This is a genomic window from Herminiimonas contaminans, assembly GCF_015645465.1.
Classification (GTDB): domain Bacteria; phylum Pseudomonadota; class Gammaproteobacteria; order Burkholderiales; family Burkholderiaceae_D; genus Oxalicibacterium; species Oxalicibacterium contaminans.
Map to the genome: position 1 here is coordinate 90261 of NZ_JADOEL010000012.1, position 21860 is coordinate 112120.

The window sequence follows — 21860 nt, forward strand, 5'->3', positions numbered from 1 at the left end:
CGTTGGATGAGGCTAACACTAAAAATAATGGAGCAAGAGACAGATGAATACATTCAAGAAAACCGCAATTAGCCTGCTATTCCTGGCTGCCCTGCCTGCGTTCGCGCAAAACAAGCCCGTCGTGCAATTCATCGCTACCGGCGGCACGATTGCGATGAAGATAGACCCGGTCAAGAATGCACCGGTCCCCGCCATTTCCGGTGATGATTTGCTGGCGACCGTACCGGATGTCGCCAAGTACGCGACCATCGAAGTCAACAATCTGTCGAACGTGCCGTCCGACTATATGGATCCGCCACGCTGGATTGGCCTGACCAAGGCGGTACAAACCGCGCTGGATCGCAGCGATGTCTCCGGCGTAATCGTGTCGCACGGCACCGATACGCTGGAAGAAACCGCTTACTGGCTGGACCTGACGGTCAAGTCGAACAAGCCTATCGTGCTGATCGGCGCGCAGCGCAACGCGTCGGTGTCCGACTTTGACGGCCCACGCAACCTGCTGAATGCGGTGCGCATCGCAGTTGATCCGCAAGCCAAGGACAAAGGCGCAATGCTGGCCATGAATAACCAGATCAATGCCGCTCGCTACGTCACCAAGACGCATACCGCCAACGTTGAAACCTTCAAGTCCGGCGACTATGGCTTCCTCGGTGAAGTCTATCCGGATCGCGTGACCTTCTCCTACACCCAGCTACGTCGCATGCATATCCCTATCCGCACTGACAAAATGCCGGAAGTTGAAATCATTGCGATGTACGGTGGTGCCGATGGCGCAGCCTTGCGCAACGCGGTTGATCGCGGCGTGCGCGGCATCGTGGTACAGGCACTGGGCATGGGCAATATGAACGTCGCCATGCTGGAAGCAGTGAAGTATGCGATCTCGAAAAACGTCGCCGTCGTGGTGTCGACCCGCGTCCATAACGGCCGCGTGCTGCCTAGCTACGGCTTCCAGGGTGGCGGCAAGACCTCGTTCGAGGCTGGCGCAGTGATGGCGGATGATTTGAAACCGGCGAAGGCACGCATACTGCTGATGCTGGCGCTGCAACATGGCATCAGCACACAAAAAGGCCTGCAGGAAGTTTTCGACCGTTAATCCCGGCGTCTGAATAAGCAGTCTGTAGAGTAAAAACGCCCGGCAACTACCGGGCGTTTTTTATTGCTCATAGAGGACAGTTCAGGCTGCCACCCGGTTGCGTCCCAGGTTCTTCGCCCTATACATCATTTCATCCGCGCTCTGCAGCAGCGCTTCGAAGCTCTGGTCACTATCCTTGAGCTGGGCGACGCCAAAGCTGGCAGTGAACGCCAGTTTTTTGCCCTGGTAATAGATTTCGGTCGTGTTTACCAGTTCGCGCAAGCGTTCGGCAGTCGCCGCAGCCTGCTCGAGAGTTGATCCCGGCAGCAGGATGGCGAACTCTTCGCCCCCTATCCGGGCGACAAAATCAATCTCGCGTACCGCATTCTTGCTGACGCTGGCGGCGGCCTTGATTACTTCATCGCCTGCCGCATGCCCGTAGTTGTCATTGATCAGCTTGAACATATCGATATCGAAGGAAATCATGGACAAGGGATGATGATTACGCCGCACCTTGGCAAACTCAAGTGTCGCCACTTCATTGAAGTACCTGCGGTTGTAAGCACCAGTCAGCGCATCTATCCGCGACAGGCGTTCTGCCTCATCCCGCGCCTTGCATAGCTCGGCTGTGCGCTCCGAAACGATACGCTCGAGGTCATCCTTGGCCTGCTGCAACAAGGCATTGGATTCCAGTTTTTGTTCGATGATGGCTTTTTCTGCGACTTCATTTTGCAGGCGCAGGAATTTGATACGGTCCGCCAGCGCCAGCGACAGCAGGATCACGTCCAGCAAGATGCCGAACTCCACCGCGTGGAAACTGATAAAGCTGTACGGCATGAAACCGCTGACCGTCATTGCTGTGATAAACGCGCCGACCAGGTTACCCATAGACGCAATGACAAAGAAACGTGCGGCAGGAAAGCCTGAACGCCATACCAGGAAGCCTGCCACCGCAGTCAAAGGCGAATACAGGAATACGAAGTACACACCGGTCGCGTTATGCACGACCGGGTCGGCAAAAGCCAGGGTGAGCAACCATGCGGCCACCATCGCATACAGGAACAGGCACAGCACGCGATGCATGCGCGGCAGGCGCTTGGCCGTTTCCAGGAACACCATCGCAAAGATGATGGCCATCAATTGGTACAGGAACACCCAGCTGGTGTAGGTCCAGTTTGCCCAGCGCGGTGCATCCGGCCACAAGTACTGGAAAGAAAAGCCGTTATACGAAAAATTCATGATGAAGAACGCCGCCAGGTACAGGCAGTAATACAGGTAACTGCGATCCCAGGTCGAAATCCAGATGAAGGCGTTGTACAACAGCATGACCAAAACCACACCGTAGAACATGCCGAAGTAACCGAGCAGTAAACGGTCATTGTCATGGAAAGCCTGTGCGTCCCACAGCTCTATCGGCGACAGCAAAGCCTGGGTACTGCGGATGCGCAGGTAATAGGTTTGCTTGCCAGGCTGCACTTGCAGGTCTGCCAGGAACTGCGGATTCGGATGCAGTCGCTCAGCGAAGGGCAAGCTGTCCCCAAGCTGTACCACCTGATAGCCGCCCGCAGCTTCCGGTATGTATACGCTGATGTCGTCGAGCCAGGCGGTACGCAAGACCAGCATCATATTGCGTGCCTGCGCTGACGGATTATCGACTTCGAAGCGGAACCAGTAAGCCGATTTGGTGAAACCGAAACTGAATACCCCGGTGTGATATTCCTTGAAGGCAACATTGCCTTTACTGATATCGGCAAAGTTCAGTTGGGCGTGCGGATCTTCCACCACATCGACGACATCGTGCACCAGGTAGCTGTGGCGTCCGGGCTCCAGCGCAATCGTACCGGCATGTGCCCATCCGGCGCATGCGAGCATGACCAGGGTCACTAATAATAAGATCCGTTTAGTCACTAACATACACATGTCATGCCGCTGGGGCCCTATTCATCTTGCGTATCAGAAAACCGTACCTATTTAATAGCGGTCTTTAGTAAAGGATCTTTAGCAAAAGAGTATTGCGTACACACAAGTATCTACCTATTGCCACAGATAATAAATACCATCGGGAAAGAATTCGGGGGAATAAATGAAAGTACTGATTTTTGGCGCGACCGGCATGGTCGGACAAGGTGTGCTGCGTGAATCTTTGCTTGATCCGGAAGTGACGCAGGTGCTCAGTCTCGGACGTAGGCCGACTGGAATACAGCATCCGAAACTGCGTGAAATCATCCATACCGATCTGTACGATTACAGCAACATCGAATCCGAATTAACAGGTGTAGACGCTTGTTTTTATTGCCTTGGAGTATCTTCTGTCGGCATGAAAGAAGCTGACTATGCCCGCATCAGCTACGACATGACCCTGGCAGCCGCCCAGGTACTGGCCCGACTGAATCCGAATATGGTGTTTACGTATGTCTCCGGTGCCGGTACCGACAGCACGGAAAAAGGTGCGGTCATGTGGGCACGGGTCAAAGGCAAAACAGAAAACGCACTGCTGCGCCTGCCCTTGCGCGCTTATATGTTCCGTCCCGGTATCATCCAGCCGCTACACGGCGTGCGCTCCAAAACCCGGCTTTATCAGTTCTTTTACACGCTGGCTGCGCCACTCTTCCCCATCTTCCGCGCCATCTTCCCGCATCAAATCACCACCACTGAACAGGTCGGCAAGGCCATGCTCATCGTCGCCCGGCGCGGCAGCGATAAAAAACTGCTCGAAAGCAAAGATATCGTGACACTGCGATAATGACGCACTAGTCAGTTTGCAGCGGTATATTTGCAGCCAACCGCAGCATCAGCAACACACATTCAAAACGACAGCGCCCGCGTATCCCGCCTGGCGCCGCCGTTCACTATTACGGAGGCAGTTTGCAATCCATCATTTCCGTCCAGGGCCTGACCAAGCAGTATGCGTCCGGCTTCCAGGCACTCAAGGGCATAGACCTCGAAATCCGGCGCGGCGAAATCTTCGCGCTGCTCGGCCCGAACGGCGCCGGCAAAACCACGCTGATCAGCATCATCTGCGGCATCGTCAATCCGAGTAGCGGTACCGTGCTGGCCGATGGCCATGACATCGTGCAGGATTACCGCGCCGCACGTACCAAGATAGGTCTGGTACCGCAGGAACTGTCGACCGATGCATTTGAAACCGTCTGGGCCACTGTTAATTTCAGCCGTGGCATTTTCGGCAAACCGAAAGACCATGCCCATATAGAGAAAGTCCTGCGTTCGCTGTCGCTGTGGGACAAACGTGATTCCAAGATCTTTGCACTGTCGGGCGGCATGAAGCGTCGCGTGATGATCGCCAAGGCACTGTCGCATGAACCGCAAATCCTGTTCCTCGATGAACCGACTGCCGGTGTCGACGTTGAATTGCGCCGCGACATGTGGGAAATGGTGCGTGGCCTGCGCGAAAGTGGTGTGACCATCATCCTCACCACCCACTATATTGAAGAAGCCGAGGAAATGGCGGACCGTATCGGCGTGATCCGCAAAGGCGAGCTGATCCTGGTCGAAGACAAGGCCGCGCTGATGGCGCAACTAGGCAAGAAGCAGTTGCGTTTACACCTGCAACAACCGCTGCAAACCATACCGTCCGAGCTGTCGAACTGGCAGCTGGAACTGTCCACCGATGGCAATGAGCTGGTCTACACCTTCGATGCGCAGAGTGAGCAAACCGGTATCGCCGAATTGCTGAAGAAGCTGGGCGAACACGGCATTGACTTCAAGGACCTGCAATCCAGCCAGAGCTCGCTGGAAGAAATCTTCGTTAATTTGGTAAAGGCGCCAGCATGAATATCTACGCAATCCGCGCCATCTATAAATTCGAACTGGCGCGCACCTGGCGCACCCTGATGCAAAGCATCGCGTCGCCGGTTATCTCCACTTCGCTCTACTTCGTCGTATTCGGCGCGGCCATCGGTTCGCGCATGGTTGAAGTCAACGGCGTCAGCTACGGTGCCTTCATCGTACCGGGCCTGATCATGATGGCTCTGATGACGGAGAGTATTTCCAATGCGTCGTTCGGTATCTTCATGCCCAAGTACGCCGGCACTATCTACGAGATCTTGTCGGCACCGGTGTCCTATGTTGAGATTGTAATCGGCTATGTCGGCGCAGCGGCGACCAAGTCCATCATCCTCGGCGTACTGATACTGGTCACGGCGCGCCTGTTTGTCAGCTTTGAAATCGCACATCCGTTGTGGATGATTACCTTCCTGATCCTGACTTCGGTCACTTTCAGCATGTTTGGCTTCATCATCGGCATCTGGGCGACCGGCTTTGAGAAGCTGCAAATCATTCCTATGCTAATCGTCACACCGCTGGCCTTCCTCGGCGGCAGCTTTTACTCGATCAGCATGTTGCCGGATGTCTGGCAAAAGATCGCGCTGGTGAATCCGGTGGTGTACCTGATCAGTGGCTTCCGCTGGAGTTTTTACGGCGTATCGGATGTCAGTGTGGCAGTCAGCATCGTGATGACGCTGGTATTCCTGAGCGCCTGTATGGCAGCGGTCTGGTATATCTTCAAGACCGGTTATCGCCTGAAAACCTGATCCGGGCAGCAGTTTTATTGACGTTAATCAAAATATCAAGCAAGCTGTCGCGGTAATCTACAGACCTAGAGTCCGCGACACCTAGCTACATATACGCACCAACTTCTTTTCGACAGGGATACGATGAATAAAATTACACTGGCTTTTTTGACCTTGCTCCCGGTAACCGCTTTTGCACAACAAGTTGATCCTTGTCTCTCCAAAGGCACACCGCAAGAAATGACAGCCTGCGCCAAGGAAGCGAGCCAAAAGGCGCAAGAGAAGCTGGATACCGTCTACAAGGCATTGCTGAAACAAATCCCTAACCAGGACCAGGAAGGCATTCCTTACACCGCGACCAAGAAACAATTGCGTATCGCGCAAAAGGACTGGAGCCAGTTCGTAGAGCAGGATTGCAAAACCATCAGCATCTACAACAAGGGCAGCATCCTGAAAGATATCGAATACTACAGCTGCACCCGCCTGCACGCAGAACAACGCACTTCGGACCTCGAGCGTTTCCTGAGCCGTCGCAGCAAGGCTAAATCATAATCATCGTTATACCTGGCGGGCTGGCCTGAACACGATCAACGTTCTTTCAGGTTGGCTCGCATACTGCCATACGGGTCGTCTATGATGTAACGCCACGAGCCGTCCTCCTGCTTGCGCAAGACTTCCAGTGTGTCCACGCTGGCCTGCACCAACTTCCCTTCCGCATCCTTCCACGACAGATCCGCTTTCATGCGATTGGTCGCCAATGTGCCATCGCCACTCAGCGTGAATTTGATGAAGGCAATCTCGAACTTCGGCTTTAGTGCAATCAGCGCGGCATTGTTTTTACGTATTTCAGCTAGCCCTGTCATGGTACGACCTGATTTGGAAAACAGTACGGCACTCGGCTCATACACCGCCAGCGAGGTTTCGATATCACCTGTCTCCAGCGCCTGCACCAGCACACGGCTGACGTCATCAGGTTGACGCGTACGTGCGCTCAAATCATTGCTTGTGTTCGGCATCATCATTCCCGGAAAAAATAAACGGCAAGTACAGGGTACTTGCCGCTCTCCGTTTTGTCACTAGATGCCGACCGGCATTTCCACCGTATTAAAAGCCCAGGCTGGCCTGCAACCATGCAGTCGGGCCACGGCTGCTCCACTCCGGTACCGAGGTTGGCGCGCCGCCATAGGTACGCCAGGCCAGTGAGGCCTTGATTTGCACATTCGCATAAAAAGCGTTCACACCGAAACCGGCGCCGGACAAGGTACGCGTATTCGATGCAGCTGTGCCGAACGGTGTGTGGTTGATCTTGACCGAGCCGGTATCGTAGAACAGCGTGCCTTGCAAAGCGGGTGTGAAGCTATGACGCCACTCGATGGTCGCCAGCACGCCCTCGTCCCCTATACCCTCACCTTGCGGATATGCACGGACGCCGGTGGCACCACCCAGTGCAAACTTCTCGGATGAATCCAGATTCTTGCTGGCTTCCTGTCCGGAGACGGATACATACACATTATTGCTATCTGTAATGCGTTGCAGGCGTGCCAGGTTGTATGACCAGCGCGCGTAATTGCCGTTGGTTTTGGCCGACGCATTGTCGATGACCAGTGCCGACGGCGATTTGATATCAAGCTGGCCGAATATCGCAGACAAACTCAGGCTATTGATACCACCGCCACCCCATGCATCCTGGCGCGTACCGAAGATACCAGCCGTCACCAGTCTGGCGCTCTTGTCGGTAACGGTAGCGGTCGCATCCACGCTATCGCTTAACTTCTTTTGCTCCCAGCTCAGGGTACCGTTCAGGTTGCTGAACTGGCTGCGTATGAATGGATAAGTCGCGAACACGCTAGCGCTGCTGGCGCTACCGTGCGCGTTCAGCATTTTGAATTCCTTCGCCAGTTCGTAATGTGTTTCAAAATAAGCCGCACCCACGCGCAAACCATCGCTACCCAGTGGCAACTGATAAGCCACGCGACCGTAGTTGAGGCCGCTGCCGCTGGTCAGCACATTGGCAGTTAACACATCGCCTATCTGCAAGGGGCTGTTGATATTCAGCGTCCCGCCGAGGCGATAAGCGCCGACATAACGATTACCGTAGTTATCAAAATCGATGTTGCCACTGTAGACTGCGCCCGGCTCCAATTGCACCACCAGATCGGAAGTGCCGACGCTGGCACCCGGTTGCAGCGTTGCGCGCGCATTCGTTACACCAGGCGTATCGTTGAGCAGCAACAAGCCACGATCTATGCTGTCGCTACGTATCACGCCACCTTTGCCGGAGCGCTCCAGATAGGCCGCCGCGCGTTCATCGGACAGGCGTGATTTGTTATTCAGCTGTTGCGCGGCAATGCGTCCTTCTACGACTGCTATCGTTACCGCACCATCCTTGATTTCCTGCGCTGGCAAATACGCACGCGCCACCGGGTAACCTTGCTCGCGGTAGTACGAAGTAATGCGTTCAGCCGCAAGGTTCAAATCTTTCAGGCTGCGGGTGCCACCTTCCAGCTCACTTACCAATGCATGCAGCTCCGCTTGCGTAAATGTCGTGTTGCCGGTGATCGCGATTGTTTTCAGGACGAAACTGCTGCCCTGGTCGGTACTTGCATTCAGGGCCCGTTCTTCCACTTCCAGCGTCGGCCCGGCTTTGGGTGCGGTCAGCTCGGGTTGTTGCTGCAACTCGCGCAGGATCTGGCCGGCATTCGGCAGCATTTGCGCGGCGCTGTTTGCGCTATGCAGCAGTGTCAATGTCAGCGCACACAGGAACGGCGCTTTCTTGCTACGGATATGGCTATACATGGGAAACCTGAACTTGAATAAAGTAGTCATCAGCAACCGCCATTGTTCGCGGCCGGCGGCAAGGTCATGCCGCACGCAGAAATGCTCAGGCGCGGCGTAGCTTGCGAAGGATCTGCAGCATTCGGTTTGGGTGGCGTGATGGCTGCGATTTGCAAGTCCTCGTCCTTGCCGTCTGTACCCTGAGGCAGATCATTGCTGTTGTTACGTATGGCCGTGTTGTAGGCTGCAAGCAGTTCACCAGGAACAGCGCCGCTCGGAGCGGATACGACCGGACGTATGACGAGCGCACCGTCAACAAAAGTGACTGCGTAGTTGGAACTGCTTAATCCGTTGGCCGAGATGATGTAGCTGCCGGCGCCGGTCGCACCTTGCGCACTGCCACCATAAGTCAACGCGCCTTGAAGATCGGCTATGGTTTCACCATGTACCAGCCCGTTCAGTGTCACACCGTTGCCGCCAACGTAAGCCAGGTTGTTAAACAATTTGCTGGCATCGTTCGCCGTCACCGTGAGCGCGGCGCGGTTGATCGTGCTATTGCTGCTGTCGACTACCGTCACGTTGTAGTTGTTGCCGTTATTGCCGTCGTTCACTGTGACGCCGGACGCGCTCACCGTTTTGTTATTGCCGGCATCCTTGTTGTTGAAACTAAAGCCGCTGGCCGTCACTTCATCTTGACCGTACAATTGCCCGCTCTGCACTGCCAGTGCCGCCACTGCATTGTTCGTGCCATCGTAGGTTTTGGTGACGTCCGTCACATGCAGGGTAAGGTTCGCTTGCGCGATGGAACCGGTGCTGTTGTTGACGTAGCTGATGTTGTAGTTATCGGTGACATCATTGTTGGCGCCATCCTTGATGGTGACGCCGCTGGCGATGACGGTCTTGCCGTTGCCTGCATTTTTATCGTCAAAAGCCAGCGACCCACCGGAATTAACCAGATCACCGGCACCGGCCAATGTGCCCACGTTTATCGTGCCGGATGCGGTGGTAGTGCCGTCATAGGTTTTGCTTGCACTACCCGCGGTGACGGTCAGGTTCGCTTTATTAATGGTCAGGCTGGCATCGGCGTAGCTGATGTCGTAACCCTGCTGGGTCGAATACAAACCGCCTTGCTGCAAGGTACCGGCGCTGCTGCTATAGCTGCCGGCATTTTTCGAGCTGGTGAAAACCAGGCTGCCGTTGAGGGTCACTCCGGCGATGGGAGTGTAACTGCTGGCGGTAGTTGCGCTGCCGTCGTAAGTCTTGCTGAGAGTGGTAGCGCTGACCGTAATAGGTGTAAGGAAAGAACGCAGCAAAGGTCCGCTCAGACCGTCATAGATACGCCAAATGGTTGAGCTACCGCCAGTTGTGCCCATGTCCCAACCGGCATTCACGAAGGTGGATGCCTGCTGTGCCTGGGCGCTGCTGATGCCTGTCAAGCCATTGTTAGTTCCTACTACCACACCTGTGCTGTTCGTGTCGCTATTCCAGAACGAGTTGTTGACGGTGCCATTGTTGATGCCGATGAAACCACCTGTCGCAGCTCCAGCCGCCACAGCGCCGTTAGCATAGCTATTCGAAATGGTGCCGTCATTCACCCCGACCAGACCACCCGTAACAGCCACACCGTTGACACTTGCTACGGCATAGCTGTTCGAAATGCTGCCCCTGTTCGATCCGGCCAGGCCACCGCCTCCTTGATAGACGCTTACCTGACCTGCCGCATAGCTACCGTCGATAATGCCATCTGTATAGTTACTGCCAACCAGGCCACCCACATCCCGATCACCGCTCACAATGCCATCGGCATATGAATTGCTGATCCTTCCCCCATTAGCTCCCACCAGACCTCCAACAAAGCCCGCCAGTGAACTAACTGTCACGTTGCCATAAGCGGCATTGATGGTACCCATGTTGAGGCCGGCCAGGCCACCGACGCTTATTCCTCCTGTAACCTGCCCTTGCACCGAAACATTGCTTACTTCGCCCCGGTTATATCCGATCAAGCCACCAACCTGGTCCTGCCCGCTGATAGCAGCGGACACCAGGCTGACATTCTGTACCTTGCTGCCGATTGCCGTCACACCAAACATGCCGACGTTATCAGACGTAGGTTTTATGATGCGCAAATTGCTGATCTTGTGATTTTTCCCGTCCAGCGTTCCACTGAAAGCGGCCTGCGAATTTCCGATGGACGCAAAACCAGCCGTACTCCACATGCCACTGGCATTGCTACCGGTCGCAGTACTGAGGTCTATGTTTTTAGCGAGGGTGTAATTTGCCGAAAGATTCGCGGCCATCAGTTGCAACTGATGTGCGTTGCCTACCGTGGTCGACCATTCGCTGTAGAGGAAGGGACGGGTCGAGCCTTCGACCATCACCCATTGCGGATTGTTGCTGCCGTCATAGGCTACCCAGACGCCAGAACCGGCCGCGGTTTCACGCCATGTGCCCAGCACGTTATAAGCACTGTGCTGGTAGCGGTTGGCTGAAGTGACTTCAGTAGTATTAGTGGCACTACCGTTAGGCGCTGCATAAGCAACCTGCCCAGAGCTACCGCTATCCCAGACTGCATTGTTAGTCGGTGCGCTATCAAAACCTACCAAACCGCCGGCATAGGTACCGGAAAGAGCCGGATTGGCAACAAGTGTGACATTGCCGCTGGCGTATGCATTGCTGATTGATCCGCCAGGGTAGTTCCACGCTACCAGCCCGCCTGCCAGACTATCCGCCGACACCGCACCGGTTGCATACGCGTAGCTGATAGAGCCGGAATTCAAGCCGACCAATCCACCGGCACGACTGCCGCCAAAACTACCGATGACATTGCCGCTCGCATAGGATTGGGTAATCGACGCGCCTGCATTATTGGTGCCAACCAGACCACCGACCAGCCCGGCGCCGTTTACCTCGCCCTCGGCATAAGAATTGGATATGCTGCCGCTATTGGTACCCACCAGCCCACCGCTGCTGCTATTGCCACTGGCGACAGTCACATTGGCGTATGAATTGCTGAGCGTGCCACCGTTCAGGTAACCCAGCAGGCCGCCTATGCGCGTCGTTCCGCCTACCGTCACTCCAGTGGCATAGACATTATCGATGGTGCCGCCAGTGTTGCGCCCGGCGATCGCGCCGACATCGCCGTTTGCCCCATAAATATTGCCGCCTACCATACCCAGGTCACGCACCACGGACCCCGCGCCTATTAACGCAAACAAACCTGCGCCACCTGTCCCATTGATAGTGAGGTTGCTGATGGTGTGTCCCATGCCGGCAAAGGTGCCAAGGAAGGTTGTACTGCTGGTACTGCCCAGCAAACTCCTGGTATAGGTCGTACCGGCTGCATCCAGGTCTTGTGCCAGCGCGTAGTAGCCGCTGAGCTGACGTACCGTCCCGGTATTCGTCACCGCGTTATAGCCATCCAGCAGATCCAGCTGCGACATGCTGCGGATCAGGGTGTAATTATTGCCATTGATATTCAGCGTGGAGTTGCTGCCGCTCAAAGTGATCGGTGCTTTGACCTTGTAGTCACCGGCATACGTCAATTTCAAACCAGCGGTGTTGCCGGTAGCAGTCACGGCAGCATTGAAGTTGATGTTACGCTGCGCGATCAGTTCCAGAACGCTATTGCTGCTCCAGCTGACCGCATCATTGACATTGATATCGCCGGCCGTGCCGCTCGCCCCCTGCGTATTCATAATGGTGACCAGGCCGTTATTGGCGAGCTGCGTCGAGAGCGTCTTGCCGGTGATGTCGCCACCGTTGGCAGCTACTGTGAAGTCAACCGGATCGATTAGCCAGGTGCCGCTGTTGCCATTGCCGGCCTTGGTGGTGATGAGTGCATCGTCAGCGATTTTGACATGGGCGGCACTGGTTTCTATGAAACCGCCGTCACCTGTCGTTGGTGCACTCGCATCCAGCGTGCCTGCAACATTGACGGTACCGACATCCATATCGCCCATCAGCATGATGCGACCGTTGCGGTTCTCCAGCGTCTTTGCTTCTATCAGGCCGCTGTTATTGACGACTGCGGTGGTCAGATTATTCAGGGCCTTGGCAGACATTAAAACCTGACCACCGTTTGCCTGTATCAGCTGCTTGTTCTCAGCTAAAGCATTCAGCGCGCCCTGGTCTATGCTGTAACCGAGCAGGCTGCCGTTATTGATATTCAGCGTGACTTTATTGCCCGCAGCCAGCAAGGCGGTACCCAACTGCGCATTGATCTCACCTTCGTTACGTACCGTACCTGCGATCAGCGCGACGTAACCACCGTCAGCTGCATTAATCTTGCCTTTATTGATGACGCTACCGTTCGTATTGCCACCCAGCGCAAATACCATGCGCCCGGCTTCCAGATCCGCGTTACTCATGCCCAGCGCCGAGGCTACCAGGCCACCGACGTTGACTTGCGCGCCTGCGCCAAACAGCACGCCATTCGGATTGAGGATGAAGACTTGCCCATTCGCAGTCAGGCTGCCGAGTAAGGTACTCGGGCTGGAGCCAGTAATGCGGTTCAGTGCGATGGCTGAAGAATTGGGCTGATTGAAGATCAGCGCTTCGTTAGCTGCTGTCGACAAACCGACCCAGTCGATGGCGAGGTTTTGGGAATTCTGTTTGATGGTGGTGGTGTTTCCTACCGTGCTGACGCTGCCGTTACCCAGTGTGACCGTCGCATCGGCAGCATTCGCGGCATAGGCCGATGGCACAATCAACATCGTTCCCAGTGCCGCAGCCAAGCTACCCGCCCGCGTTGCTTTGCCATGCGCTCTTGCATTTTCTGCAACAGCTACCCACGCTTGTGCCAAGGCACTCCAGACCAGCCGATAGATATGGTTCATTTATATTCTTCCCTATAAGACGACAACAGGCGCTTGTTTCAGTCATCAAGCGGCCAGGCCAACTGCGCTGTCGTCCCGTCGGGACTGTGTGCGCTTGTATGGTATTTTTTTGTGCCACGACTATAGGGAGTGCGCTGGTCTTTGTATGTAGCGCAAATGTGCTACACACAACTGTAAACACCGGGCGTAAAATGGCTGACCCATGAATTCACCCGTCAACAACTCAGAGCCCCTGCCCATCCACGTCGCCATCGTCGAGGACGATCCCGGCTTTCGCTCGGCCTTAAGCAAGGTAGTGCAGGACGCACCCGATACGCACCTGGCCGGTTCCGCCGGCACCCGTGCTGAAGGCCTGGCCTTATTGCAAGGCGCCCCGGCGGATGTTTTACTGGTCGACCTCGGCCTGCCTGACGGTTCGGGCATCGATGTGATCAAGGCGGCAGTACAGCTGTGGCCGAGCTGCAGCATCATGGTGAGCACCAATTTTGGCGACGAAATGCACGTCATGCGCTCGATAGAATCAGGTGCGGCCGGTTACCTGTTGAAGGACAGCTCGCCGAGCCGCATGATCGATGAAATCCGCAGCATCGCCAGTGGCGGCAGCCCGATCAGCCCTATCATCGCGCGCCAGATCTTGGCGCGTTTCCGCGGCAATGCACCGGTCAGTACCGAAGATCAGGCACCCGCCGAAGACAATTCCGCCCTGCTTTCCACGCGTGAACGCGAAGTGCTGGATTTCATCAGCAAAGGCTTCACCACGCAGGAAATCGCCAAGTTGATGCAGCTGTCACATTTCACCGTACGCACTTTTGTGCGTCGTATCTATAGCAAGCTCAAGGTCACATCCAAAGCCGAAGCACTGTATGAGGCCAGGACCCAGGGCTTGTTGTCGAGTTAGTAGCCACCGATGCCTACCTTTAATTTGATATTCCAATTCGGACTACTGCCAGCATGAGTCAACGGCCATCCCTGATCTCGACCATGCTGCTGATATTTTCGGTGGTGTTGCTGATGTTGGTGGGGGCTTTTTCTTTCGGTGGCTATAGCGACTCCAGCGTTGACCTGCACGCGCAGAAAATTGAATGGCAGGTACAGCAAAGTAACGGATACGACCCGCTGACACCTGCAAATTTCGATAGCCATACCTTGCCTGCAGAGTGGCAGTCCGTGGACCTGCCGTTTGCCTTGCCGATCGCCTTGCTGGGCCAGGCCAGTACCATGCGTACTCCCGACGCAACCCAGACTACCTGGTTCAGGCTGCAACTACCGGATATCTCCACCCGTGACAAACCGCTCGCGCTATACGCCGCCCGGGTCCGTACCGGTGGCACTGTCGCGATTTATGCGAATGGTCAGCTGGTGCACCGCGCTCAGCAAAACGGCACTTTATGGAATAGCAGCCGCACCCCGCTCTGGATAGAATTCGCCAAAACCGACGACAGCCCGCCACTGCGCGAGATCCTGATACGCCTCGAACACAGCGCCAAAAGCCAGGTCGCGCTGTCGTCGATATGGATAGGCTCGACCGAATCTCTCTACAGTCGCTACCACGTCCGCTTATGGCTGCAGCAGGAATTGCCCGCCATGTTGAGCATGGCGTTTCTCGCAGTCGGCATTTTCGCGTTGCTGGTCTGGACGCAAAGAAAGCATGAGATCGCTTACCTGCTGTTCTTCCAACTGGCAGCCACCGCCTTCCTGCGCGGACTGCATTTCTACAGCAGCATACCGATAGCGAATGACTGGTTTGCCTGGCTGACGGTCAACTCGCTGTTCTGGCTGGTCACCTCGGTGCATTTCTTCCTGCGCCAGTTACATGGACGGCCGCTGAAATGGCTCACGCGCGCGCTGGTCGCCACTACCGTGCTGGTCGGCATACTGACCCTCCCGCTGTTTACCCTGTTGCCGAATACACCCAAGATCACGCCGCTCATCTACGTGGTCGCAGCGACTATGGGTGCGACTGCCGGTCTGATAGGCGGCATCAATGCGTGGCGTGTTTCAAGCGAAGGTCGGCTGATCGCAGTCGGCATACTGATTTGCACCTTGCTCGGTGTCGATGACTGGCTGCTGCAGAATAATTTCATCAGCCCGGAAGGCTGGTATCTGGGTGCTTACATGAATGCAGTCTGCTTTACCGTGTTCGGCGTGCTGATGTACCGTCGCTATGTGAACGCCATCAATGAAATAGAAGAAGTCAACGCCAGCCTCGCCCTGCGCCTGCAGCAGCGGGAAGCCGAACTGGAAATGAGTCATCAGCGCCTGCGTGAAATAGAACTGCGACAAACGATTAGCGACGAACGTCAACGCCTGATGCAAGACATGCATGATGGCCTGGGCTCCTCACTGATCAGCGCGATCCGTTCGATGGAAAGCGGTGGCATGAGCGAGCTGCAAGTGTCACAAATACTGAAGGATTGTCTGGATGACCTGAAGCTGACCATAGACTCGATGGAACCAGTAGACGCCGACCTATTGCTACTGCTCGCCACCCTGCGCTTCCGCCTCGAACCACGGCTGGAAGGCACCGGTATTGCGCTGCATTGGGAGGTACAGGAATTGCCCACCATGAGCTGGCTCGATCCATCCAGCGCACTGCATATCTTGCGCATTGTGCAGGAGAGTATCGCCAATATCCTGCGCCACACACGCGCCGATGCGATACGCGTGGCGACTGCACGCGACGTGGATGGCGTCACCATCAGCATCGAAGACAATGGCCACGGTTTTGATATAGAGCATGCACTGGCACATGCAAATGGACGTGGCTTGCGTAACCAGCACAGGCGCGCACAGGCGCTGGATGGCAAGGTGAGCTGGCGCTCCAGTGCCACGGGAACGCTATTCCAGCTATGGCTGCCTTTGCAGCGCGGCGCATAGCCGGGTAATTTGCTTTATGCTGCAGGCATGAAACTGGTCCCCTTCAACGAAGACACTATCCTGCAGCGCTACGAATGGCGGGATGAAGATCGTCTGATCGGCTTCATCGACTATTACGTCTTTGATCAGGTATGCATGATCATGCATACCGAAGTGTCACCCGAGCTCGGCGGCCAGGGTTATGGCTCACGCATGGCGGCCAGGGCGATCGAACATGTGCAGACGCTGGGCAAGCGCATCGTCCCTATCTGCGGTTTTTTCATCAACTACCTGCGCAAGAACCCGCAACATCACGCCCTCGTATCAGCAGAAAGCCGACGCATTTTCAGCATCGGCTTTCCGTAACAACTGTTAATGCCGGTCACACCTGCCCGTCCAGGCGCAGGTGCTGGCTACCATGATTAACCCAGCGCAGGATAATCGGTATAGCCTTCAGCGTTACCGCTGTAGAAGGTTTCCGGACGCGGCGCATTCAAAGGCGCATCGTCTTTCAGACGACGTGGCAGATCAGGATTCGAGATAAACAGTTTACCGAATGCGACGGCATCGGCTTCGCCGGTGGCGATAACGTTCTCGGCGATTTCCTTAGTCATCTTTTCATTCGCGATATACACACCACCGAATGCCTTCTTCAGCTGCGGGCCGAGGCGGTTTTCGCCCAGCGATTCACGCGCGCAAATGAATGCGATACCGCGTTTGCCCACTTCGGCAGCAACATAACCGAAGGTAGCCGCCGGATCAGAGTCGTGCAGATCGTGCGAATCACCGCGTGGTGCCAGGTGCAAACCTACGCGTCCTGCGCCCCATACTTCGATACATGCATCGGTTACTTCCAGCATCAGGCGTGCACGGTTTTCTATCGAGCCACCGTAGATATCGGTACGCTGATTGGTGCTGCTTTGCAGGAACTGATCCAGCAGGTAGCCGTTGGCACCATGCACTTCGACACCATCAAAACCGGCACGCTTGGCATTCTCTGCACCTTTGCGATAAGCGGCAACGATGCCAGGGATTTCATCGAGCTCCAGCGCACGTGGCGTGACATATTCAACTTGTGGGCGCACGATGCTGACGTGACCGGCAGGCTTGATCGCGCTAGGTGCGACCGGCAAATCACCGTTCAGGAACATAGGATGCGAAATACGACCAACGTGCCACAGCTGCAGCGAAATCAGGCCACCTGCCTTATGCACCGCATCGGTCACTTTCTTCCAGCCCGCAACCTGTTCATCCGACCAGATGCCCGGTGTATCCGCATAGCCCACGCCTTGTGGCGTCACCGCAGTCGCTTCGGTCAGGATCAGGCCTGCCGATGCACGCTGCGCATAGTATTCGACCATCAGGTCATTCGGTACACGGCCGCCGCCAATAGCGCGCGAGCGTGTCAGTGGCGCCATGATGACGCGGTTAGCGAGAGTCAGGTCACCGACTTTGATAGGAGTAAATAAATGGCTAGTCATCATATTCTTTCAAAAAATTATTCAGGATTAAGCTACTGCAACAGCAGGTGCTGTCGCTTCATCACCGGCCAGGCGCATCGATACGCGCATTGCCAACACTGCGGTCAGCGCAAGTACGCCTGCGGCCAACGGTACTGCCTGCAAACCAAAACCAGCACTGATCACGGAGCCACCGACCCACGCGCCCAGCGCATTACCAACATTGAACGCGCCGATATTCAGCGTCGCCACCAGATTCGGTGCTGCCTTGCCAAAGATCATCACGTTGACCTGCAAACCTGGAACCGCGGCGAATGACACCATGGCCCACAGGAATAAATTGATCTCTACAGAAATTAAATCAGGACTGGTCCAGCGCACGATGGAGCTGACTACTGCCAGCGCCAGGAAAATGCCGGTCAGGGCCGTACCCAGACGCCAGTCGGCGAGACGACCACCGATGTAGTTACCGACCGTCAGGCCGACGCCAATCAGAAACAGCGTCCAGGTCACACCGCGCGGCGACAGATGGGTAACGTCTTCCAGCAAAGGTGCGACATATGTAAACAGCGCAAAGGTTGCAGCAGAAAACAGCATGGTGGTTGCCAATGCAGCCCACAAACCGGCATTGCGCAATTGACCGATCTCGGCGCGCAGGTCAGTTTTTTCTTCATGACGGTTCACCGGCATCACGCGCCACAAACCGATCAGCGACAGCACGCCGAGTATGGCCACGGCCCAGAACGGCATTTGCCAGCCAGCGACTTGACCCAGTGCTGTACCCAAAGGTACGCCCAGTACGTTCGCCAGCGTCAGGCCTGTAAACATCAATGCAACTGCGGAAGCCTTGCGGTTTTCCGGTACCAGGCTGGCAGCGACGATGGAGCCTATGCCAAAGAAAGCGCCATGACACAGCGCAGTGATAATGCGCGCCACCATCAGGAAGTTGTAATTGGTTGCAACCGCACACAAGACATTGCCAACGATGAAGATACCCATCAATAAGAGCAAGGCACGTTTGCGCGGCAACGAGGCTGTGGCCACTGCCATGATGGGTGCGCCTATCGCGACACCCAGGGCATAACCGCTGATCAACCAGCCGGCGCTGGGTATCGACACCGACAAGCTACGCGCCACATCAGGCAGCAAGCCCATGATGACGAACTCGGTGGTACCGATGGCAAAGGCGCTAAGCGCCAGGATGACTAAAGCTAAGGGCATACAGTCTTTCTGAATATGGGATTACAAATCGCCGTGTATCGAATCCAGAAAGGCCTGGATCGTGGCTTCATTGCGTTTGAAGAACACCCATTGACCGACACGACGCGGAGTAATCAACTCCGCCGCCTGCAAGGTCGCCAAGTGGGCGGAAATGGTGGATTGCGACAAGCCACTACGCTTGTCGATCATGCCGCAGCAAACACCGAAATCCAGCGGGTGCTCCTGCTCTGCGAAATACTCTTCAGGCGATTTCAGCCAGTGCAGGATTTGCCTGCGTACCGGGTTAGCCAGCGCTTTGTGTATAGCATCTATGTCCATGATGGTGATCCTTCCAAATGTCTCTGTTCATTACTTTTCGTTAAAAGGCGAAACAAATATCGCCTTCATCAGAATTTAATATCGTAATTTTACGATATATAAAAAATGTTTGCTGGCAGCGGCCATTTTTTCCGCTGGTGCCTCTCAAGAATCTCGGGACTTCAGCTCATGGCGCAGTAGTTAACAGCCGTGGATAGCCTTGTTAACACCTGATTCCTTGTCATAAGCCTGTCATGCTCCGGTGCAACAATGCCGTACGGAAACACATCCAAGCAAGTCCAAACGGCTCTTACACCAGGCGCTCCGCCTGCGGCACTTGCCCACCATCCAATGGAAGACCTTCTGCCATGACCATACGCCTGCGTATCACCCTACTCGTCATACTGACCTTCATCGCCATCTCCCTGATTGGCGGCTACGCGGTATTCCAGTCACGCGGCAGCGCGGTCGAAGTAAAAACCGTTACCGAAGGCGTGGTGCCAAGCACCCTCGCCTCATCCGATCTGGTGGCCCAGCTGAAAGAAGTCCAGCTCTCGGCGATGGCCATCGTGTCCGAGCCGGATCAACAGATCGCCATACAGAACAATGAAAAATTGGTAGGCAAGAAAGCCATCCTCGAAAAAGCACTCGACAAGCAACTGGCGCAAGTCGACAGCCAGGCACAGCGCGGTCTGGTCGAGCAGGCGAAAGAAAGCCTGGTCAACTACTTCGATGCGATAGACAGCACCATGCAGCTGAAGCTGGCAGGCAAGGAAGAAATCGCCAAGGCCTCATTGTTCGGCAACGTCGTACAGTTCCAGCAAGAACTCGAACAAATCATCGACACCCTGCGCATCGAGAAAAACCGCAGCAAGGACGTCGCGATTGCCGCCTTGAACGCGAACCTGGCAACCACCACTACTGCGATTACGGTCGTCACCATCCTCGCCGTGATCTTCCTGGCGACTATCGGTTTCCTGCTGTATCGCCAGATCACCGGCCCGATCAGCCGCATGCAAAAGATGATGAGCGAAATCGCAGCCAGCCAGGATTTCACCCGTCGCGTCCCTATCGATCGCATGGATGAAGTCGGTCACTCGATCAAAGCCTTTAACGGCATGCTGGAAAAAATTGAAGAAGCATCAGCGCTGGTACGCCAGAAGACAGCCGATATCCAGACCATGCTGCAAAACATCCCGCAAGGCATCCTGACCATCGTCGACGGCAACAAAATCCATCCGGAGTACTCGGCCTATCTGGAAACCGTGTTCGAAACCAAAGACATCGTCGGTCGCAACATCATGGACTTTGTGTTTGCTGATACCAATCTCGGCACTGATGCACTGGCGCAGATGGAAGCTATCGGTGGTGCCTGCATAGGTGAAGACTTAATGAACTTCGAGTTCAACCAGCACCTGATGGTTGGTGAAATCGAAAAACGCATGGCCGATGGCCGCGTCAAGGTACTGGACCTGAGCTGGTCGCCTATCATTGATGAAAACGACATAATCGTGCGCCTGATGCTGTGCGTACGCGACGTGACTGAACTGCGCCAACTGGCAGCAGAAGCCAACGAACAAAAACGCGAACTCGAAATCATTGGTGAAATCCTCGCGGTCAGCCAGGATAAATTTCATGACTTCATCATCAGCTCGCTGAAATTCATCGATGAAAACGAGCTGATCATCCGGCACAGCACCGACACCGGCGAATTTACCATCGCCAAATTATTCCGCAATATGCACACCATCAAGGGCAATGGCCGCACCTACGGTTTGCTGCACCTGGCCGACATCGTCCACGAAGCGGAGCAGCACTACGACGAATTGCGCAAACCGGACAGCGGCCGTGTATGGAACCAGGAATTGTTGCTGGATGAGCTGGCCGGTGTACGCGCTGCGATTGAACGCTATGCGCGCATCAATGAAGTCAGCCTGAGCCGTCAAGGCCCGGGCCGCGGCGGCAAGATCGACAGCTATCTGATGATAGATAAAAAACACATCCAGGAAAGCCTGCATCGCCTGGAAAACGTCAACACTGCAAATCTGCATGAACTGGTAGCTGTCCGTAATGCAGTACGTCGCACGCTGCGCCTGCTCGGCACCGAGCGCCTGGATGAAGCACTGTCCGGCGTGATCGCTTCGATGCCAGCGCTGGCAGAAGAGCTGGGTAAGCAAGCACCTGTCATCGAGATCAAGGATGGCGGTTACGTCGTGCATAACCAGATCAGCGCCCTGCTCAAGGATGTCTTTATGCACCTGATCCGCAACGCGATGGATCACGGCATAGAAACACCGGAAGTACGCGTCGCAAACGGCAAGCCAGAAGCCGGCAAGATCAGCCTGCTCATGGGCATGGATGAACACATGCTGAACATCAGCCTGCGTGACGATGGTCGCGGCCTGGCATTGAAACGCATACGCCAGATCGCACAGCAAAAAGGTTTGCATGAAGCACCGGAACAACTGGATGACCTGGCTGCGGCACAACTGATCCTGCAGGCAGGCTTCTCCACCGCAGACAAAGTCAGCGAAGTGTCCGGTCGTGGCGTCGGCATGGATGCGGTGCTGGCCTTCGTCAGCCGTGAAGGTGGCACGATAGCTATCCAGTTTGACGATGATGCAGTCGGCGCCGACTTCCGTCAGTTCCACCTCACTGTGGCCCTGCCCGCTGCGTTTGGCGTCAAGGCCGATGAAGCTGATGACAACTTGTTGCACGAGTTGTTGCAAACGCCTTTGTCCGAACACAGCAGCAACAAGGATGTGCAAGACGATAGCCGCGTTGCTTAAGCAGCGTCATCACATGCACTACTGAA

16 protein-coding genes are annotated in these 21860 nt (G+C 55.4%); 9 read left to right on the forward strand and 7 right to left on the reverse strand.

Annotated features, from left to right (window positions below):
• The first annotated feature begins 43 nt into the window (after positions 1-43).
• Positions 44-1093: an asparaginase gene (locus IXC47_RS14255; protein WP_175626005.1), complete on the forward strand. Its 1050-nt coding sequence runs from the start codon at positions 44-46 to the stop codon at positions 1091-1093.
• Between the two features lie 81 nt (positions 1094-1174).
• On the opposite strand, the gene IXC47_RS14260 is transcribed toward IXC47_RS14255, so the two are convergent.
• The gene (locus IXC47_RS14260; protein ID WP_230089569.1) at positions 1175-2944 is read right to left on the reverse strand and encodes a sensor domain-containing diguanylate cyclase; all 1770 of its coding nucleotides are present in this window, start codon (positions 2942-2944) and stop codon (positions 1175-1177) included.
• Positions 2945-3155: 211 nt separating this feature from the next.
• On the opposite strand from IXC47_RS14260, the gene IXC47_RS14265 reads away from it, so the two are divergent.
• The 4 genes from IXC47_RS14265 to IXC47_RS14280 all read left to right on the forward strand — a co-directional run bounded on the left by IXC47_RS14265 (position 3156) and on the right by IXC47_RS14280 (position 6153).
• A complete protein-coding gene (locus IXC47_RS14265; RefSeq protein ID WP_195876045.1) occupies positions 3156-3815 on the forward strand; it encodes an NAD-dependent epimerase/dehydratase family protein in 660 nt (219 codons plus the stop codon).
• 122 nt (positions 3816-3937) lie between these two features.
• Positions 3938-4864 (forward strand): ABC transporter ATP-binding protein, encoded by a 927-nt coding sequence (locus tag IXC47_RS14270; protein ID WP_195876046.1) that lies wholly within the window; start codon positions 3938-3940, stop codon positions 4862-4864.
• The gene (locus IXC47_RS14275; protein WP_124574014.1) at positions 4861-5622 is read left to right on the forward strand and encodes an ABC transporter permease; all 762 of its coding nucleotides are present in this window, start codon (positions 4861-4863) and stop codon (positions 5620-5622) included. Before IXC47_RS14270 ends, IXC47_RS14275 begins: the two co-directional genes overlap by 4 nt.
• A gap of 123 nt (positions 5623-5745) precedes the next feature.
• A complete protein-coding gene (locus tag IXC47_RS14280) occupies positions 5746-6153 on the forward strand; it encodes a lysozyme inhibitor LprI family protein (protein WP_175626009.1) in 408 nt (135 codons plus the stop codon).
• A 35-nt stretch (positions 6154-6188) separates the two neighbouring features.
• On the opposite strand, the gene IXC47_RS14285 is transcribed toward IXC47_RS14280, so the two are convergent.
• From IXC47_RS14285 to IXC47_RS14295, 3 genes are all read right to left on the reverse strand, one after another.
• Positions 6189-6617 (reverse strand): YybH family protein, encoded by a 429-nt coding sequence (locus IXC47_RS14285; protein ID WP_175626010.1) that lies wholly within the window; start codon positions 6615-6617, stop codon positions 6189-6191.
• A gap of 88 nt (positions 6618-6705) precedes the next feature.
• Positions 6706-8427, reverse strand: coding sequence for a ShlB/FhaC/HecB family hemolysin secretion/activation protein (locus IXC47_RS14290; RefSeq protein ID WP_195876047.1), 1722 nt, complete (start codon positions 8425-8427; stop codon positions 6706-6708).
• The gene (locus tag IXC47_RS14295) at positions 8427-13211 is read right to left on the reverse strand and encodes a beta strand repeat-containing protein (protein WP_195876048.1); all 4785 of its coding nucleotides are present in this window, start codon (positions 13209-13211) and stop codon (positions 8427-8429) included. The genes IXC47_RS14290 and IXC47_RS14295 overlap by 1 nt, the downstream gene beginning before the upstream one ends.
• Positions 13212-13413: 202 nt before the next feature.
• On the opposite strand from IXC47_RS14295, the gene IXC47_RS14300 reads away from it, so the two are divergent.
• From IXC47_RS14300 to IXC47_RS14310, 3 genes are read left to right on the forward strand one after another with little or no spacing between them, the layout of a single operon-like run.
• On the forward strand, positions 13414-14109 hold the full coding sequence (locus IXC47_RS14300) for a response regulator transcription factor (protein WP_175626013.1): 696 nt from the start codon (positions 13414-13416) through the stop codon (positions 14107-14109).
• A 53-nt stretch (positions 14110-14162) separates the two neighbouring features.
• Positions 14163-16088 (forward strand): sensor histidine kinase, encoded by a 1926-nt coding sequence (locus IXC47_RS14305; RefSeq protein ID WP_195876049.1) that lies wholly within the window; start codon positions 14163-14165, stop codon positions 16086-16088.
• A gap of 27 nt (positions 16089-16115) precedes the next feature.
• Positions 16116-16433, forward strand: coding sequence for a GNAT family N-acetyltransferase (locus tag IXC47_RS14310; protein ID WP_230089570.1), 318 nt, complete (start codon positions 16116-16118; stop codon positions 16431-16433).
• Between the two features lie 56 nt (positions 16434-16489).
• Here IXC47_RS14310 and IXC47_RS14315 read toward each other — a convergent pair whose 3' ends face one another.
• Genes IXC47_RS14315 through IXC47_RS14325 form a run of 3 tightly spaced genes read right to left on the reverse strand, consistent with a single transcriptional unit; the run spans position 16490 to position 19066 of the window.
• Positions 16490-17548 carry an alkene reductase gene (locus IXC47_RS14315; protein WP_303049238.1) on the reverse strand — a complete coding sequence of 353 codons (1059 nt, stop codon included), beginning with the start codon at positions 17546-17548 and terminating at the stop codon, positions 16490-16492.
• Between the two features lie 27 nt (positions 17549-17575).
• The gene (locus IXC47_RS14320) at positions 17576-18748 is read right to left on the reverse strand and encodes an MFS transporter (RefSeq protein WP_195876051.1); all 1173 of its coding nucleotides are present in this window, start codon (positions 18746-18748) and stop codon (positions 17576-17578) included.
• 21 nt (positions 18749-18769) lie between these two features.
• Positions 18770-19066 carry an ArsR/SmtB family transcription factor gene (locus tag IXC47_RS14325; RefSeq protein ID WP_175626018.1) on the reverse strand — a complete coding sequence of 99 codons (297 nt, stop codon included), beginning with the start codon at positions 19064-19066 and terminating at the stop codon, positions 18770-18772.
• 347 nt (positions 19067-19413) lie between these two features.
• On the opposite strand from IXC47_RS14325, the gene IXC47_RS14330 reads away from it, so the two are divergent.
• Positions 19414-21834: a HAMP domain-containing protein gene (locus IXC47_RS14330; protein ID WP_195876052.1), complete on the forward strand. Its 2421-nt coding sequence runs from the start codon at positions 19414-19416 to the stop codon at positions 21832-21834.
• The last annotated feature ends 26 nt before the right edge of the window (positions 21835-21860 follow it).